The organism is Pseudomonas sp. S35, assembly GCF_009866765.1.
GTDB lineage: Bacteria > Pseudomonadota > Gammaproteobacteria > Pseudomonadales > Pseudomonadaceae > Aquipseudomonas.
In genome coordinates this window covers 5,500,301-5,517,707 of sequence record NZ_CP019431.1, presented here as the reverse complement: position 1 = coordinate 5,517,707, position 17,407 = coordinate 5,500,301, and the positions used below count along the sequence as shown (strand labels likewise).

The 17,407-nt window shown below is 58.9% G+C and carries 16 protein-coding genes and 1 pseudogene; 11 read left to right on the top strand and 6 right to left on the bottom strand.

Annotated elements, in window-relative coordinates:
• The first annotated feature begins 54 nt into the window (after positions 1 to 54).
• Both hmpA and PspS35_RS24840 read left to right on the top strand, forming a co-directional pair.
• On the top strand, positions 55 to 1,236 hold the full coding sequence (hmpA, locus tag PspS35_RS24845; RefSeq protein ID WP_159937186.1) for an NO-inducible flavohemoprotein: 1,182 nt from the start codon (positions 55 to 57) through the stop codon (positions 1,234 to 1,236).
• 150 nt (positions 1,237 to 1,386) lie between these two features.
• A complete protein-coding gene (locus PspS35_RS24840; RefSeq protein ID WP_159937185.1) occupies positions 1,387 to 1,893 on the top strand; it encodes a disulfide bond formation protein B in 507 nt (168 codons plus the stop codon).
• 473 nt (positions 1,894 to 2,366) lie between these two features.
• Here PspS35_RS24840 and PspS35_RS30615 read toward each other — a convergent pair.
• Positions 2,367 to 2,658 (bottom strand): annotated as a pseudogene (locus PspS35_RS30615) (hypothetical protein).
• 27 nt (positions 2,659 to 2,685) lie between these two features.
• Between PspS35_RS30615 and cyoA the strand changes: the two are divergent.
• From cyoA to queC, 6 genes are all read left to right on the top strand, one after another.
• Positions 2,686 to 3,627: a ubiquinol oxidase subunit II gene (gene cyoA, locus PspS35_RS24835; protein WP_159937184.1), complete on the top strand. Its 942-nt coding sequence runs from the start codon at positions 2,686 to 2,688 to the stop codon at positions 3,625 to 3,627.
• Positions 3,628 to 3,630: 3 nt separating this feature from the next.
• Complete coding sequence (gene cyoB / locus PspS35_RS24830) at positions 3,631 to 5,649, top strand: cytochrome o ubiquinol oxidase subunit I (RefSeq protein ID WP_159937183.1); 2,019 nt, start codon at positions 3,631 to 3,633, stop codon at positions 5,647 to 5,649.
• Positions 5,650 to 5,652: 3 nt separating this feature from the next.
• Positions 5,653 to 6,279 carry a cytochrome o ubiquinol oxidase subunit III gene (locus PspS35_RS24825; protein ID WP_159937182.1) on the top strand — a complete coding sequence of 209 codons (627 nt, stop codon included), beginning with the start codon at positions 5,653 to 5,655 and terminating at the stop codon, positions 6,277 to 6,279.
• Positions 6,279 to 6,620 carry a cytochrome o ubiquinol oxidase subunit IV gene (gene cyoD, locus PspS35_RS24820; protein WP_017734785.1) on the top strand — a complete coding sequence of 114 codons (342 nt, stop codon included), beginning with the start codon at positions 6,279 to 6,281 and terminating at the stop codon, positions 6,618 to 6,620. Before PspS35_RS24825 ends, cyoD begins: the two co-directional genes overlap by 1 nt.
• Positions 6,621 to 6,631: 11 nt before the next feature.
• Positions 6,632 to 7,519 (top strand): heme o synthase, encoded by an 888-nt coding sequence (cyoE, locus tag PspS35_RS24815; protein ID WP_003194050.1) that lies wholly within the window; start codon positions 6,632 to 6,634, stop codon positions 7,517 to 7,519.
• Positions 7,520 to 7,623: 104 nt separating this feature from the next.
• On the top strand, positions 7,624 to 8,322 hold the full coding sequence (gene queC, locus PspS35_RS24810; RefSeq protein ID WP_159937181.1) for a 7-cyano-7-deazaguanine synthase QueC: 699 nt from the start codon (positions 7,624 to 7,626) through the stop codon (positions 8,320 to 8,322).
• A 50-nt stretch (positions 8,323 to 8,372) separates the two neighbouring features.
• Here queC and PspS35_RS24805 read toward each other — a convergent pair whose 3' ends face one another.
• The gene (locus PspS35_RS24805) at positions 8,373 to 9,251 is read right to left on the bottom strand and encodes a queuosine precursor transporter (RefSeq protein ID WP_159937180.1); all 879 of its coding nucleotides are present in this window, start codon (positions 9,249 to 9,251) and stop codon (positions 8,373 to 8,375) included.
• Positions 9,238 to 9,840, bottom strand: a complete 603-nt coding sequence (locus PspS35_RS24800; RefSeq protein ID WP_159937179.1) for a helix-turn-helix transcriptional regulator — start codon at positions 9,838 to 9,840, stop codon at positions 9,238 to 9,240. Before PspS35_RS24800 ends, PspS35_RS24805 begins: the two co-directional genes overlap by 14 nt.
• Positions 9,841 to 10,147: 307 nt before the next feature.
• On the opposite strand from PspS35_RS24800, the gene PspS35_RS24795 reads away from it, so the two are divergent.
• On the top strand, positions 10,148 to 11,503 hold the full coding sequence (locus PspS35_RS24795; protein ID WP_159937178.1) for a serine hydroxymethyltransferase: 1,356 nt from the start codon (positions 10,148 to 10,150) through the stop codon (positions 11,501 to 11,503).
• Between the two features lie 143 nt (positions 11,504 to 11,646).
• The gene (locus tag PspS35_RS24790) at positions 11,647 to 12,738 is read left to right on the top strand and encodes a pyridoxal phosphate-dependent aminotransferase (protein WP_159937177.1); all 1,092 of its coding nucleotides are present in this window, start codon (positions 11,647 to 11,649) and stop codon (positions 12,736 to 12,738) included.
• Positions 12,739 to 12,922: 184 nt separating this feature from the next.
• Here PspS35_RS24790 and PspS35_RS24785 read toward each other — a convergent pair whose 3' ends face one another.
• Positions 12,923 to 13,639 carry a hypothetical protein gene (locus PspS35_RS24785; RefSeq protein ID WP_159937176.1) on the bottom strand — a complete coding sequence of 239 codons (717 nt, stop codon included), beginning with the start codon at positions 13,637 to 13,639 and terminating at the stop codon, positions 12,923 to 12,925.
• Positions 13,640 to 13,770: 131 nt separating this feature from the next.
• Positions 13,771 to 15,021 (bottom strand): aspartate aminotransferase family protein, encoded by a 1,251-nt coding sequence (locus tag PspS35_RS24780; protein ID WP_159937175.1) that lies wholly within the window; start codon positions 15,019 to 15,021, stop codon positions 13,771 to 13,773.
• Between the two features lie 222 nt (positions 15,022 to 15,243).
• On the opposite strand from PspS35_RS24780, the gene PspS35_RS24775 reads away from it, so the two are divergent.
• Positions 15,244 to 16,272, top strand: coding sequence for an amino acid ABC transporter substrate-binding protein (locus tag PspS35_RS24775; protein WP_159937174.1), 1,029 nt, complete (start codon positions 15,244 to 15,246; stop codon positions 16,270 to 16,272).
• A gap of 12 nt (positions 16,273 to 16,284) precedes the next feature.
• Here the strand turns inward: PspS35_RS24775 and PspS35_RS24770 are convergent, their stop codons facing one another.
• The gene (locus tag PspS35_RS24770; RefSeq protein ID WP_159937173.1) at positions 16,285 to 17,298 is read right to left on the bottom strand and encodes a sensor domain-containing diguanylate cyclase; all 1,014 of its coding nucleotides are present in this window, start codon (positions 17,296 to 17,298) and stop codon (positions 16,285 to 16,287) included.
• Positions 17,299 to 17,407 lie beyond the last annotated feature (109 nt).

Here is a 17,407-nt window from a genome sequence, read left to right as displayed (position 1 = left end):
GGCACGAATACTGACTACCTCAAGGCAATCAGTAAAGAAGCCCAGGAGGCTCCCATGCTTAGTGCCCAAGACCGTGCCATCGTCAAATCCACCGTGCCCCTGCTGGAAAGTGGCGGCGAAGCGCTGATCACCCATTTCTACCGCATGATGCTCAGCGAGTACCCAGAGGTTCGCCCGCTGTTCAACCAGGCCCACCAGGCCAGCGGTGACCAGCCCCGCGCCCTGGCCAACGGCGTGTTGATGTACGCGCGGCATATCGACCAACTCGACCAACTGGGCGACCTGGTGGCGAAGATTATCAATAAGCATGTGGCCTTGCAGATCCTGCCCGAGCACTACCCGATCGTCGGCGCCTGCCTGCTGCGCGCTATCTCCGAGGTGCTGGGTAGCGAGATTGCCACGCCTGAAGTCATGACGGCCTGGGGGAATGCCTACGGCCAGTTGGCGGATATTCTGATTGGCGCCGAGGCGGCGATCTACGACGAGAAAGCCCAGGCCCTTGGCGGCTGGCGCGGTGCGCGGCCGTTCCTGCTGGTCAAACGGGTGGAGGAGAGCGATGAGATCATTTCGTTCTACTTCGCCCCAGTGGACAACGGCCCGATTCTCGCCGCGGCCCCGGGCCAATACATCGGCATGAAGCTGGTGCTGGAGGGGGAGGAAGTGCGCCGCAATTATTCGCTGTCGGCCTTGAGCGATGCCGGCCTGTACCGCATTAGCGTCAAGCGCGAAGCCGGTGGGCGGGTATCCAGCTACCTGCACGACCAACTGCATGTCGGGGCGACCATCGACCTGTTCCCGCCGTCGGGCGAGTTCACCCTGGCGGCCAGCGACAAACCGCTGGTGTTGATCAGCGGTGGCGTGGGCATCACACCGACGTTGCCGATGCTCGAAGCGGCCCTGGCTACCCAGCGTCCGGTGCACTTTATCCACTGCGCGCGTAACGGCGGGGTGCATGCGTTCCGCGATTGGGTCGATGGCCTGGCGGCGCAGCATCCGCAGCTCAAGCGTTTCTATTGCTATGCCGAGGATGACGGCGTGAGCCCGGCGGCGGATAAAGTCGGCCTGCTGAGCCAGGAGCAACTGGCCGCGTGGCTGCCTGAACAGCGCGATGTGGATGCGTACTTCCTGGGCCCTAAAGGTTTCATGGCCGCGATCAAGCGCCACCTCAAGGCCTTGGGCGTGCCGGAGAAACAGAGCCGCTACGAGTTCTTCGGCCCGGCGGCGGCCTTGGAGTAACACGGTCAAAAAAGTGGGAGGGAGCAAGCCCCCTCCCACATTTAATTTTCCATTCCTGCCGATTAATCCCCTGTTAACCCCTCTCTGTTTAAACCACTCCCTGTGTGTAAACTTGCGGCCATTGGCACAACCAAACAAAGGGATACGGGGATGACTGACGAATTGCGTTTAGGCAGGGAGCGGCGCTTTCTGGTGTTGCTGGGCATCATCTGCCTGGCACTCATCGGCGGGGCGCTGTACATGCAGGTGGTGCTGGGCGAGGCACCGTGCCCGCTGTGTATCCTGCAACGCTATGCCTTGCTGTTGATTGCGATCTTCGCGTTTATCGGCGCCGCCATGCGACGCAAAGGCGCGCTGACCTTTTTCGAAGGCCTGGTGGTGCTCAGCGCCCTCGGCGGGGTGGCTGCGGCCGGTCATCATGTGTACACCCAATTCTTTCCGCAGGTCAGCTGCGGCATCGACGTGCTGCAACCCATCGTTGATGACCTGCCCCTGGCCAAGGTCTTCCCGCTGGGCTTCCAGGTCGATGGTTTCTGCAGCACGCCGTATCCGCCGGTACTGGGCCTGTCCCTGGCGCAATGGGCACTGGTGGCGTTTGTGCTGACGGTGATCCTGGTTCCGCTGGGCATCTATCGCAATCGCCAACGCAAGGCCTGAGCCGATCAGTGAAACGCCCTGGTCCTTCTTTAAGGAAGGCCGGGGCGTTTTTGCCTGTAGGCTTTTGTGAACAGAGCGTGACGCCGGACAACTGTAGGCGTGCGCAGCGTGCGACATGTTGTCACACGGACGCCGCCGCAGGACGTTTCTGACCCGCCAAACCAGCGCTTAAATTTGCAAAAAACGCCCAAAATGTGCTGTCACTTCGTGGTTTGGGCGATGCCATGCACCTCACGCCGTACAAGCCTTTGGATGATGTCCGAATGCCTTGTTTTCTGGGGGGTTGGATAGGTTTTGCATGCCCTTACGGGCTGTAGGGGTTGTGGCAGTTGACCCTATAACACGGCAATTTTTGTGGTTTTTGTTGAGAATCGAACACGATAAGATCGCGAACCTTTGCAATATTGGTGAAGGATTATTGCTGGAATCGATAAAAATTATTTCTTTATAAGACATGGTTTATACATCGCTAGCTAACTACAATCGCCCGCACTGAATGTCCGGTGCTGTTCAATATTTGAGCACTGGAGCGGTCGAGGGGCAGATGGATGGCTCTGTGCGACCCCAAGGTTCCGGCAGCCTTTCAACTATCCGCACCAAATGGAATTGGTCTGTAACAAGGCCTTTAACCACGAAATCGAATAAGAACTCACCGCAGGTCCGTGAAACGCTCCGTTATGGCGTGCCGGGCAGGCTCTTATTCAATCGAAGAGAAATGCCAACCCTTGGCAGGGTGAAGTGTTGGCGATCAAAACCCAACTGCATTGCGCAAGCTGCTTTAGAGGTCGTGAGATGAGTAAAAACAGGTACCCCCGATTACTAGGCTTTTTGCCGCTGCTTGGCATGATGTTAATGCTGGGAGGCTGCAAGTGGACCTTGATGGACCCAAAAGGACAGATCGGTCTGGATCAACGAAACCTGATCATCACCGCCACGCTGCTGATGCTGTTGGTCGTGGTGCCTGTGATCATCATGACCTTCGCCTTCGCCTGGAAATACCGCGCGTCGAACACCAGCGCTACCTACGCGCCTAAGTGGTCGCACTCCACCAAGATCGAAATCGCGGTGTGGCTGGTTCCGATCCTCATCATCATCGCCCTGGGTTACATCACCTATAAGTCGACCCATGAGCTGGACCCGTACCGTCCGCTGGAGTCCGACGTTGCGCCGATCAACATCGAAGTGGTTGCGCTGGACTGGAAGTGGCTGTTCATCTACCCAGACCTGGGTATCGCCACGGTCAACCAGATCCGCTTCCCGGAGAACACTCCGCTCAACTTCCGGATCACCTCCGACGCCGTGATGAACTCGTTCTTCATCCCAGCCCTGGGCGGTCAGATCTACGCGATGGCAGGCATGCAGACCCGCCTGCACCTGATCGCCAACGAAAAAGCTGAAATGGAAGGCATCTCCGCGAACTACAGCGGCGCTGGCTTCACCGGCATGAAATTCAAAGCGATCTCGACGAGCCAGGAAGATTTCAACGCCTGGGTAGCCGAAGTCAAGGCCGCACCTAAACAGCTTGATCAAGCTGAATACGACGCCCTGACCAAACCAAGCCAGAACAACCCAGTCGCCCTGTACTCCACGTATGAGCCGAACCTGTTTCAGAAAATCGTCGACAAGTACGAAGGTATGAAGCCAGGCAAGCCGGTCAAGCACGAGAAGAAAGAAGTGGCCGCGGTTGAAGGTTCTGACACGGGCTCGCATTCAACTGCTGGGGCAGAGGAGTAAACGATGTTTGGTAAATTAAGTTGGGATGCGGTCCCGTTCCACGAGCCGATTGTGATGATTACCATCGCCATGATCGCGCTGGGTGGTCTGGCACTGTTTGCGGCAATCACTTATTTCAAGAAGTGGACCTACCTGTGGACCGAGTGGCTGACGTCGGTCGACCACAAGAAAATCGGCGTGATGTACATCATCGTTGCCATGGTCATGCTGCTGCGTGGTTTTGCCGACGCCATCATGATGCGTACCCAGTTGGCAATGGCCACCGAGGGTTCGCCTGGCTACCTGCCACCTGAACACTATGACCAGATCTTCACCGCCCACGGTGTGATCATGATCATCTTCATGGCGATGCCTTTCTTCACCGGCCTGATGAACCTTGCAGTGCCGCTGCAGATCGGTGCCCGTGACGTTGCCTACCCGTTCCTGAACTCCCTGAGCTTCTGGCTGCTGGTTTCCGGCGTGGTGCTGATCAACGTGTCCCTGGGCGTCGGCGAATTCGCCAAGACCGGTTGGGTTGCGTATCCGCCATTGTCGGGCCTGCAATACAGCCCTGGCGTGGGTGTGGACTACTACATCTGGGCCCTACAGTTATCAGGACTCGGGACGACGCTGACGGGGGTCAACTTCCTGGCCACCGTCCTGAAAATGCGCGCCCCTGGCATGAAACTGATGGACATGCCGATCTTCACCTGGACCTGCACCTGGGCCAACGTCCTGATCGTGGCTTCGTTCCCGATCCTGGCCGCGACCATGGCGCTGCTGTCGCTTGACCGTTACCTGGATTTCCACATTTTCACCAATGAACTTGGTGGCAATCCAATGATGTACGTGAACCTGTTCTGGGCATGGGGTCACCCTGAGGTGTACATCCTGATCCTGCCAGCGTTCGGTATCTTCTCCGAAGTGATCTCGACCTTTACCGGCAAGCGCCTGTTCGGTCACCACTCGATGGTCTACGCATCGGGCGCGATCTCTGTACTGGGCTTCATGGTTTGGCTGCACCACTTCTTCACTATGGGTTCGGGGGCCAGCGTCAACGCCTTCTTCGGCCTGGCGACGATGCTGATTTCCATCCCGACGGGGGTGAAGCTATTCAACTGGCTGTTCACCATCTACCACGGTCGTCTGCGCATGACCAGCCAGGTCCTGTGGACCTTGGGCTTCATGGTGACCTTCGCCATCGGCGGCATGACTGGCGTACTGCTGGCCATCCCGGGTGCTGACTTCGTACTGCACAACAGCCTGTTCGTGATCGCTCACTTCCACAACGTGATCATCGGTGGTGCTGTATTCGGCTACATCGCAGGTTTCAGCTTCTACTTCCCGAAAGCGTTCGGCTTCAAGCTGCACGAAGGTTGGGGCAAGGCTGCGTTCTGGTTCTGGATCTCGGGCTTCTTCGTCGCGTTCATGCCGCTCTATGCACTGGGCTTCATGGGCATGACCCGTCGTCTGAACGCCACCACCAACCCTGAGTGGGTGCCGTACCTGTACGTCGCCATGTTCGGTGCGGTGATGATCGCTGTGGGTATCGCCTGCCAGCTGATCCAGCTGTACGTGAGTATCCGTGACCGTAAGCAGAACGCTTGCGACTCCGGCGACCCATGGAATGGCCACACCCTGGAATGGTCGACTTCGTCGCCACCACCGTTCTACAACTTCGCCGTGATCCCTACTGCGAACACCATCGATGCGTTCACCGAAGCCAAGGAAGACGGTACTGCGTACCAGAAGCCTAAGCACTACGAACCGATCCACATGCCAAGCAACACCGCCACTGGCGTGGTGATGGGTGCGCTGTTGACCGTGTTCGGTTTCGCGATGATCTGGCACATCTGGTGGCTGGCAATTGCAAGCCTGGTGGGCACCATCGGTTACTTCATTGTCCACGCTGCACGTGATGATCAAGGCTACATGGTGCCGGTCGAAGAGATCGAACGCATCGAAGCCGAGCAGCACGCTCGCCTGGTCGCCGAGAAGAAAATCCCGGCCAACCGTGTAGAAACCTCGTTGGAACAGGCTTAAACCATGTCGAACTTAGTGACCAATGCTGGACACGCCCATGTCGATGACCATGGGCACGATGACCATCACCACGACTCGGGGCCGATGACCGTTTTCGGTTTCTGGCTCTACCTGATGACCGACTGCATCTTGTTTGCGTCGATCTTTGCGGTGTACGCGGTACTGGTAAACAACGTAGCGGGTGGCCCGTCGGGCCACGACATCTTCGAACTGCCTTACGTGCTCGGCGAAACCGCCTTGCTGTTGTTCAGTTCGATCACCTACGGCTTCGCCATGTTGGCCTTCTACAAGGGCAACAAGAAAGGCGTGCTGACCTGGCTGGGCCTGACCTTCCTGCTCGGCCTGGGCTTCATCGGCATGGAGATCAACGAGTTCCACCTGCTGATCTCCGAAGGCTACGGCCCGCACCGCAGCGGTTTCCTGTCGGCGTTCTTCACGCTGGTCGGCACCCACGGTCTGCACGTAACTGCCGGCCTGCTGTGGATGGCGGTGATGATGTATCAGGTCAATAAGCACGGCCTGACCAACACCAACAAGACTCGCCTGACTTGCCTGAGCCTGTTCTGGCACTTCCTGGACGTGGTCTGGATCTGCGTCTTCACCGTTGTTTACCTGATGGGGACACTGTAATGGCTAATGCACACTCCCATGACCATGACAGCCATGATTCGAGCCACGGCAGCGTTAAGTCGTACGCCATCGGCTTCATCCTGTCGGTAATCCTGACGCTCATCCCGTTCGGTCTGGTGATGTACCCGACCCTGCCGAAGTCGATCACCTTGATGATCGTGCTGGCGTTCGCGGTGATTCAGGTACTGGTTCACCTGGTGTACTTCCTGCACCTGGATCGCTCTAAAGAGCAGCGCGATAACGTGATTGCGTTTGTGTTCGCAGGTTTAGTAATCCTGCTGCTGGTTGGCCTGTCGATATGGATCATGTTCAGCATCCATACGTTCATGATGGCGAAGTGAGGTAAGACCCGATGTCGCTTAAGCACTTTATCCAAATCACCAAACCGGGGATCATTTTCGGTAACGTGCTTTCTGTGGCGGGCGGTTTCTTCCTGGCCTCCAAGGGACATGTCGATCTGGCCATTTTCCTGGCTGCGATGATCGGTACGTCCCTGGTGGTTGCTTCCGGTTGCGTGTTCAACAACTGCATCGACCGTGACATCGATATCAAGATGGAGCGCACCAAGAATCGCGTGCTGGTCCAGGGCCTTATCTCCCTGAAGCTGGCACTGATCTACGCGACCGTCCTGGGTGTTGCCGGTGTGGCGTTGTTGTACAAGGTGGCCAACCCGTTGGCGGCGCTGTTTGCCGTGATCGGTTTTGTCATCTACGTCGGCCTCTACAGCCTGTACCTCAAGCGCAAGTCGGTGCACGGCACGCTGGTGGGCAGTCTGTCGGGGGCGATGCCGCCGGTGATTGGTTATGTGGCTGTAACCAATAGCTTCGACATGGCCGCGCTGACGCTGCTGGTGATGTTCAGCCTGTGGCAGATGCCGCATTCCTACGCCATCGCGATCTTCCGTTTCAACGACTACCTGGCTGCGTCGATTCCGGTTCTGCCGGTCAAGCGTGGCATCCAGGTCGCCAAGAAACACATCCTGCTCTACATCCTGGCCTTCCTCGTGGCGACCTTGATGTTGACCTTCAGTGGCTACGCCGGCATGAGCTACCTCGCCGTCGCGGCGGCCATGGGCATGTACTGGTTGTACATGGCCTGGACCGGTTACAAGGCGGTGGATGACACCGTCTGGGCGCGCAAGCTGTTCGTGTTCTCGATCTTCACCATCACCGCGCTCAGCGTGATGATGTCCCTGGATTTCCAAGTACCGAAAGAGCTGTTGCTGACCTACGCACACTGAGTGCCTGAGCAGTAAAAAGGCCCCGCCTTCGTAAGAAGCGCGGGGTTTTTTATTGAGTGAGCTTTAAACTATGCCCACATCCTACCCATGCAGGACGCAGAACCATGAGTAAAAAAGCCGTAATCGTGTTCAGTGGCGGACAAGACTCCACCACCTGTTTGATCCACGCACTGCCGCACTACGATGAAGTGCACTGCATTACCTTCGATTATGGCCAGCGCCATGTGGCAGAAGTCGAAGTCGCCCAGCAGCTTGCCAAGCAGTTGGGGGCCACCGTCCACAAAGTGATGGACGTGTCGCTGCTCAACGAGCTGGCCATCAGCAGCCTGACCCGCGACAACATCCCGGTACCCACCGTGAACAGCTCAGGTGAAAGCCTGCCCAGCACCTTTGTGCCGGGGCGCAATATCCTGTTCCTGACCCTGGCCGCGATCTACGCCTACCAGGTGAAGGCCGAGACCGTCATCACCGGCGTGTGCGAAACCGACTTCTCCGGTTACCCGGACTGCCGCGATGAATTCGTCAAGGCGCTGAACCAGGCACTCAAGCTGGGCATGGAATATGACGTGCGCCTGCAAACCCCACTGATGTGGCTGAACAAGGCTGAAACCTGGGCCCTGGCCGACTACCACCAGCAACTGGACTTGGTCCGCCAGCAGACACTGACCTGCTACAACGGCGTCCTTGGCAGTGGCTGTGGCGAGTGTGACGCGTGCAACCTGCGTGCGCGGGGCTTGAATGAGTACCTGCAGAACAAGGCGGATGTCATGCAGAACCTGAAGCAAAAACTGCAACTCGACTAATCCCCACGTAGATCCCGTCTTGACGGGCGTTAAGACGGTATCTACCTAGATCAGGCAGTGGCGTTGGTCAGGTAGCGCTTGAACAACGAACGCGCGCCATAGGCCGGCAGGATGTTGAAGAACGCAAAGCCCACCTTAATTGCGATCTGTACATAGATCATGCTCAGGATATCGCTGGTCTGCATGGCGCCGTAGAACGCGATGAAGCAGAACAGGAAGCTGTCGATAATCACCGCGAAGAAGGTGCTGAGGAAGATGCGCAGGTACAGGTACTTGGAGTTGGTCAGCTCTTTGATCTTGCACAGCAAATACGAGTTGATGTTTTCCGAGACCAGGAACGACACCGAAGACGCGACCAGCACCGACGACACCTGCACGATCACGTCGTTGTACGGCCCGTCGAGTTTCCAGCCTGGCAGGCCGGGTAGAAAGGTCGAGCCGTAGAGCAAAATAATGATCATCGCGTTGCTGGCAAAGGCAAACAGGATGGCCTTTCGGGCGAGCCTGAGGCCGAAGTTTTCGTTGAGCAGGTCCACGATCAGGAAGGTCAGCGGGTACAGGAACGTGCCAGGGGTGACGATAATGTCGAGGGACTCGATATAGATCGGTTTGGTCGCGGCAATGCTGGTGAAGATGTAAAAAGTGAACAGCAGCAGGTTCAGGATGATGTAGATCATCCACGAATTTTCATTGCGATCATTGAGGTCGTACGCCGTCACCGTACCGGCTTGGGAGTAGTACTTCTTGTACAGGTTTTTAACTTCCATTTTATTTAGGTTATCCATGATTTCGCTGTTTAAGACTTCGCTCAACTTGACCCGAATGATCTTGCCCGTGGCGATGATCATGATCACCGCCAAGCGCTTGTCATTGTCGAAGCCAAGCAGTTTGTACTTGCTGTTTTCGATCTCGCCTTCATACGTGGTCATTGAAGCGCTCCTCGATGATATCGCCCAGTACACACAGGTGTTCTGAGCTGACGCAGGCTTCACGGCTGATAAACAGCGTTTGGGTGGCCCTGTCGAACACCAGTTTTTCCTTATCGTCGCTCGACGACCCCTTCTGGATGATCAACAGGTCTCCCGGCTCATTCACGCCGCAAAGGGGGCGCTCCAGCTGCACGCCTATGAGGTTGTGGGACGTGCCGAAGTAGTATGTGAGCGGGTAGAGGATGGCCAGTTCGCCAATGCGCTTGTCGAGGTGTTGCATGACCTGGCTTTCCTTGAGCACCGGCACGGCTGCCGGGTTCATGTTGCCTTGGGGCGAGGCACTGCTCTCGATGATTTCCTTGGCTTCAAAGTCGACGGTCTCGATCTCTTGGTAGGACACGCCGAAGAAGTCGGAAATCTTGCGCAGGGTCGACTGCTGAACGTTGACGACCTTGCCTTCGAGGATGTTGTAGATCGTGGTGCGGGTCAGACCGGCGGCGTTGCACAGTGACAGCTGGGTCTCGCCACGGCTCTTGATCAAATACTTGATATTGCTCTTCAAGTGCTCGGTTTTTTCTCGTCTGTGCATCACGTGCTCACCACTTCCCTATCGTAAAAAACGTTGATCTTTGCAGGTGCCACGCGGGCTGATTCAGCGATGAAGCACCCATCCAGGGCGTTTCACGCGTCGCGGCGGGCGCAAGTGTTGCACGCGTATGGCCTAACAATAAAGTCCCGGATGCCCGGCAGCCTCAGGCGGCAAGGCAAATGGCCATGCGCTCGGTTAAGGGGGACAAAAGCGAACATTTAATTTGGAAAATGTTTAATTTCCTGTTTAATTGGACGCCACGGTTCAGGACGAACTGACACGCAGCGACCAAGGAAAGGACATCCTCATGCCAGTCAATACCGTACATCTGCAGGATCAGGCTGACCTGTTGCGCCGAGGGATGGCAGACCTGCACGCCGAAGACCTGGAGTTGGCGATGCTGCTGGACGCCGAAGTGGCGCGCCAACACCGCACGCTGTCATTGGTCGCTTCCTCCTGTGCGGTCAAGCCCCGCACCCTCGTGGCCTCGGCGTCGGCCCTGGTCAACATCACCGCCGAGGGCACGCCCGGCAAGCGCCATCGTGCCGGTTGCGAGAATGTCGATCTGGTCGAATCGTTGGCGATCCGCCGCGCGCGTGAGTTGTTCGATGCCCACTACGCCAGCGTGCAATCGCACTCGGGTTCCAGCGCCAGCGCCCAAGTGCTGTCGGCCTTGCTTGAGCCTGGGGATACCTTGCTGGGCATGGCCCACGATCACGGCGGGCACCTCACTCACGGCAGCCCCGCCGTGTTTACCGGGGCCTACTACAAGGCCATTCGCTACGGCACCACCGCCGAGGGGCTGATCGATTACGAGCAGGTGCGCAGCCAGGCGCTGGCCCATCGTCCACGCATCATCATTTGCGGGGCATCGGCGTATTCGCGGGTGGTGGATTTCGAGCGGTTTCGCGCCATTGCCGACGAAGCCGGTGCGATCCTGCTGGCTGATATTTCCCATATCGCCGGGCTGGTCGTGACCGGCCGGCACCCCAGCCCGATTAACGCGGCGCACGTCACTACCACCTGTACTCACAAGCAACTGGGTGGCCCGCGTGGTGGCCTGATCCTGTCCGGCCGCGACGCCCATACCAAGGTGCCTGGCTTGAAAGCGACCTTCAGCCGTGTGCTGGATCAGGCGGTTTTCCCGCGGATGCAGGGCGCGCCGGCGGTCAATATGATCGCCGCCAAAGCGGCCGCATTGGGCTACGCGATGACAGCGGAATTCGATGTTTGCATGGGACGGGTTCGCGCCTTGGCCGACGAAGCCGCCTACGCCTTTCAGGCCCATGACTATGAAGTGATCGGCGGACGCAGCGAAAACCATATCGTGCAGATCCGCCTGCGCGGTGACATGACCGGTGCCATCGCCGAGTCGGCGTTGGAAGGCTGCGGTATCGTGGTGAATAAAAGTCGTGTACCGGGCGAGCCGCGTTCGTCAGCCGTGACCAGCGGCTTGTGTATCGGCACCGGCTCTATGGCGCAGCGCAACATCGATGCCGATGGCTGTCGGCAAGTCGTCGATCTGGTGTGCCGGGTACTCGACCAGGTGACGCCGCTGGGCGAGCACGAGTACCACTTCGAGCCCGCTGTGCGCGTGCAATTGCGTTGCGAACTGGAGCGCTTGTGCGAAACATACCCCATCGCTGACTACTGGGAGCGCTGAAATCCCACCCGCAAAAAAGCCCCGTCTGCGAAAGCAGTACGGGGCTTTTTCATGGGTGCTCGTTAAATCAGCCTACTCGCGTCTCGTCATACTTCTTAATACGAGCAGTGCGAATCCGTCCCCGCCTACAAGGAGTAGTCACCATGGTCAGCGTCAGTCGTCGATCCCTTCTCGCCCTCGGCGCCGCCCTGCCTTTGCTCGCACGCCTGGATTGGGCCGTCGCCGCGCCGCCTTCGGCCAAGACTGACAAGGTACTGCTCAACTACAACGAAAGCCCCTACGGGCCTTCGGCGGCGGCCCGCGAAGCGATGCAGCGCGGCATCGCCACTGCCGGGCGGTATCCGTACAAACACATGTACGCCCTGGCCGAGTTGTTTGCCCAGCAACAAGGGATTGCCGAAGAGCAGGTCGCGGTGTTTTCCGGCTCCATGGCCGCACTGCGCTACGCGGTGTTGGCATTCACCAGCGAAACCCGCGGCCTGGTCATGGCTACCCCGTCCTACGAAGTGCCGCGCCAGGCTGCCGAGTCGAACAAGGCGGCGTTCAAGGAAGTGAATCTCAACGCCGAACACGCCCACGATGTCCCGGCCATGCTCGCGGCCGATCCCCAGGCCGGCATGCTCTACCTGTGCAACCCCAATAACCCGACGGGCACTGTCACGCCAACCGAGGCCATTCGCCAAGCCCTGGCGAACAAACCCATAGGCAGCGTGCTGGTAGTGGACGAGGCCTACATCGACTTTGCCGACACCCCAAGCGTGGTGAGCTGGGTCAAGGACCACGACGACCTGCTGGTACTGCGCACGTTCTCGAAAATCTACGGCATGGCGGGCGCCCGACTGGGCCTGGCGATCGGCCACCCGGCGCTGCTGGAACGCTTGGCGGTGTTCGGCGGTGATAATGTCCCGGCCGGCGCGTCCCTGCTCGGCGGCCTTGCCAGCCTGCAAGACGTCAAACTGCTGCCGCAACGCAAGGCACTCAATGCCCAGTTGCGTGATGAAACGATCACCTGGCTCAAGGCCCGTGGCTTTACGTGCACGGCATCCCAGGCCAACTGCTTCATGATCGACGTGAAGCGCCCGGCAGGGCAGGTCATCGACGCACTTGCCGAACACGGCGTGTTGATCGGGCGGGTGTGGGGGAACTGGCCGCAGTGGGTGCGCGTGACGGTGGGGAGCAAGCGCGAGATGGCGCGGTTTCGTGAGGTGTTTGCGGCGCAAGTGGCGCAATCATAGATCGAGCAGTGCTTATCTACTACTGGCTCACCAGTGATGGCCACTTTTGGATGTTCGCCATTTACAACAAGGATGAATTGGAACAGCGAGGTACCCCATGAAAAAGCGCGATCGGTTGGCCGCCGTCTGATAACAAAAAGCCCCGCCTTCATACGAAGTCCGGGGCTTTTTATTGGGGTTCAGCTCACTGCTGCGCGATGCTGTACCCCTCAAACGCCGTCTGCTGCTGCAGCGCGGTGATCACGCTCTTGCGGCTCAGCGGCTGTTCAGCCCCCGAGTTATCCACAAAGCTCTCGACGTCCAACTCGGCCTCATCGCCTTCACCCACAAAGCTGAAGCCCAGGAACTCGAACGCTTCGCGGTCGACGTTCAACTTCGAGCGTGGCGTGCGCAGTGGCAGGGTGACGCTGATGCCGTCCTTGCTGATCACAAACACTTCGGCTTCTTTCTTGGGACGGGAAGCCTTGCCCTTGCCGGCGCTCGGGTTGCTGATGGCTTGGTGAGACTGGTTCAGCACCTTGAGGGCCAGGCCGTAGACCAGCTCCTGGAATTCAGGGTCGTCCTTGAAGCTGGACAGGATGCGGCTGATGGAGAATTTGCTGCTCAGGTCTTCCAGCGCGATGGTGTCCGCCGCTTCGGCGTCCTTGAGCTGCTTGAGCTGGCCCATCAGGTCGTAGGCCTTGTCGTCATCGAAAGCGTCGTGGGCCTGGCGGATGGCAAGGCGCAGCTCGCGGATCTGGTCGCTTTCCTTGGAGGTGTGAAACGCGTCCAGCACCATCTCGCTGATGATCTTGGCGGCTGGCACATGCTGTGAAAGATTGATGGCGTTTTCGTATTCAGCTTTGGCGTGCAAGGCGACTACGGATTCTTCGGTGGAGTGTTCGGTGTAAGAATCGGACATTGAAATTTCACTACTTCAGTAAACGGGGAGACAAAAAAGCGTCGCGCATTTTCAGGGGGGAGGGGGATGAGGTCAAGGCAGCACAATGCCCTTATCACTGTGCAAGGCTGCCGGCTGGCGGATAAGGGCTGTTAAACCAGGCGCTCGAGGCACGCTTCAAAAATATCCAGTCCCTCCTGTAATACCTCAGGCTCAATGGTCAACGGTGCCAGCAGTCGAACAATATGCCGCGACTTGCCACTGGGCATCAGCAGCAACCCGGCCTCCCGCGCCAGACCCAGCAGTTGGGTCAGTTGCTTGGACGCGGGCGTGCCGTCGGCATTCACCAGTTCGATGCCGCGCATGGCGCCGACGCCGGTCAGGCGGCCCAAATAGGGCGACAGCTGCTGTGCGCGCCAGGTTTCATAGCGGCTCACAATTGCGGCCTCCTGCTGGGTGCCCCAGGCGTGCAACGCCTCATCCGTCATCGCATCCAGGGTGGCCAACGCCGCCGCGCAGGCGATGGGGTTGCCGGAGTAAGTGCCGCCCAGCCCGCCTTTGGGCAGGTTGTCCATCAATGCCTTGCGCCCGACCACCGCGCCTAGCGGCACGCCGCCGGCGATGCTTTTGCCGAGCAGGATCAGGTCCGGTTCGATGCCCAGGCGTGAGAACGCAAAACGCTGACCGGTGCGGCCGAAGCCGGATTGGATTTCATCGGCAATCAGCAGGATCTCGTGCTCATCGCACAACCGCCGTAGCGCCTGGGCGAACTCGATATCCAGTGCGAGGAAGCCGGCTTCGCCCTGCACCGGTTCGATGATGAAACAGGCTACATCGCTGACATCGATTTCCACGCTGAACAGGCGGTCCATTGCCTTCAGCGCCTCGGCACGGGTCACGCCGTTATCGGCACTCGGGTAGGGCAAGTGATACACCGGGCCGGGCAGCACGCCGACCTTTTGCTTGTAGGGCGCCACTTTGCCATTGAGATTGAGGGTGGCCAGGGTGCGGCCGTGGAACGCGCCGTCGAAGGCGATCACCGCCGTGCGGCCAGTGGCGCCGCGTACGATTTTCAAGGCGTTTTCCGCGGCTTCTGCGCCACTGTTGGTGAGCATGCCGCTGACGGGGTAGTCCACTGGTATAAACGCGGTAAGGCGATCCATCAATTCGATGTAGGGTGTATGCGGCGCAGCGTTGAAGGCGTAGTGGGTCAGCTTGGTCGCTTGTTCACGAATGGCCTGCACCACACCGGGATGGCAATGGCCGAGGTTGAGCACGCCGATCCCCCCGACAAAATCGATATAGCGCTTGCCCGTGGTGTCCCACACCTGGGCGTTCCTGCCGTGGCTGAGGCTGATGGGGTGAACGATGGAAATCGACTGGCTGATGGTTTCGCGGCTCATGAATCCTGGACTCGGCAGTGGCGGGCGTCTTTTTATCTAAGCCGTGCGCCATGCCCTGTCGCAAACGAAATAAAGTCGCCGGGTCATTCCAAATCGGAAGGAGCTGTTGCCAAAAGGTCGTTTGTGGCAGCGCTGCAAACCCGTCGATACTCCCCGCCAGCATCAGAAACCGGCGCGGGCTGTACGGCGCCGAATAACAGGGAACGACAGGGAGCGCCTCGCATGACCTCATTCAAAACCTCATTGGCCGCGATCAGTGCGGCCGCCGTCCTGGGCCTGGCCGGCACCGCCCACGCGGGCGCGACACTGGACGCCATCCAGAAAAAGGGCTTTATCCAGTGCGGTGTCAGCGACGGTTTGCCAGGCTTTGGCGTGCCCGACAGCCAGGGCAAGATGACCGGCATCGACGTGGATGTGTGCCACGCCGTGGCCGCCGCGGTGTTTGGCGACGCGTCCAAAGTGAAGTTCACCCAATTGACCGCCAAGGAGCGTTTCACCGCGCTGCAGTCCGGCGAGATCGACCTGATTTCGCGTAACACCACCTGGACCAGCTCCCGCGATTCGGGCATGGGCCTGGTGTTCACCGGCGTAACCTACTACGACGGCATCGGCTTTCTGGTGAACAACAAACTGGGCGTCACGGCGGCCAAACAGTTGGATGGCGCGACCGTGTGCATCCAGGCCGGCACCACCACCGAACTCAACGTTTCCGATTACTTTCGCACCCACGGCCTTAAGTACACGCCGATCACCTTCGACACTGCCGACGAAAGTGCCAAGGGCCTGGAAGCCGGGCGTTGCGACGTGCTGACGACCGACCAGTCGGGTTTGTATGCCCAGCGCATCAAGATGGCCCACCCGGATGAATTCGTGGTGCTGCCGGAAGTGATCTCCAAGGAGCCCTTGGGGCCGCTGGTGCGCAAGGGGGATGACGAGTGGTTCAGTATCGTCAAGTGGACCCTGTTCGCCATGCTCAATGCCGAGGAGCTGGGCATCACCTCGCAGAACGTTGAAGAACAGGCCAAAACCACCAAGAACCCGGACGTAGCGCGACTGCTGGGCGCCGACGGCGAGTACGGCCGGGACCTGAAACTGCGCAAGGACTGGGTGGTGCAGATCGTCAAGCAAGTGGGCAACTACGGTGAAGTGTTCGAGCGCAATATCGGCCAGGGCAGCGTGTTGAAGATCAAGCGCGGCCTCAATGCCTTGTGGAACAACGGCGGCATCCAGTACGCGCCGCCGGTGCGCTGATACGGCGTTGGCCTACGCGGACACGCCGTCTTTCCCCGCTGCCTTGGCGCGATACAACGCCTGATCGGCCCGCGCCATCAGGGCCGCGGGGGACTCATCCACTTGGCGCTCGGCGACGCCCAGGCTCAGAGTGACCCTGACGTCGCCGGGTTGCGGGTTGGCTTTGATCGCCCGGCAGATGTTTTCGGCCAACGCCTTGGCGGTCTCAAGCGAGCTTTCGGGCAGCACCACCATGAACTCATCGCCACCCCAGCGGGCCAGCAGGTCGCCTTCACGCATGCAGCTTTCCAGGCATTGCGCCACGTGCACCAGGGTCTGGTCACCTATGCCGTGACCGTGTCGGTCATTGATCGGCTTGAAGTCGTCGATATCCATCGCGATCAGCGCCAATGGCAGGCGAAAGCGCTGGGCGCGCTCGCATTCTTCCAGCAGCACTTTCTCCAGGCGGTAGCGGTTGGCAACGAGGGTCAGGGCTTCCCGTTCGGCCAGGGAGCGGTTTTCGTCCAGCTGCAGTTGCAGCTGCTGGTTGACCCGCGACAGCTCACGCGTGCGCTCGGCCACCAGCGCCTCAAGCGATTGATTGCGCCGCTCCAACTGTTCGACCGAGGATTTACGCAGATGAATATCGCGATGGGCGCCTACCATCCGCGCCACTGAGCCGTCGTGATTGCGCGCAATCACGTAGCCGCGGTCTTCGATCCACAGGTAGCTGCCATCTTTTTTGCGGCAACGGTATTCGGTCTGGTAATGGGGCGTGCGACGGCTGATGTAGTCATCGAACAGCGTCATCACATGGGGATAATCTTGCGGATGGATGACGTTTTCCCAGGTGAATACGCTGTTCTCCAGGGAGTGGCGCGGGTAGCCCAGCATTTCGTACCAGCCTGGGTTGCGGTAGACAAACCCGGTATTGGCGTTCCAGTCCCAGATCCCATCGCTGACCAACTCCAGGATGGTGTGCAACAAATCGGCGTTAAGGTGGGAAAAGTCATTGTCCGGCGAGTTGCTGTCGGGAATATCGTCCATTTGCGCATTCCTTGGCTGGGCAGGCGTCCAAGGCCTGCCGATGTTGACGCCGATACTCCGTGGCTGGCGCTACTGTACAACGTGGTTTGGAAGCTTTGAATAGGGCGGA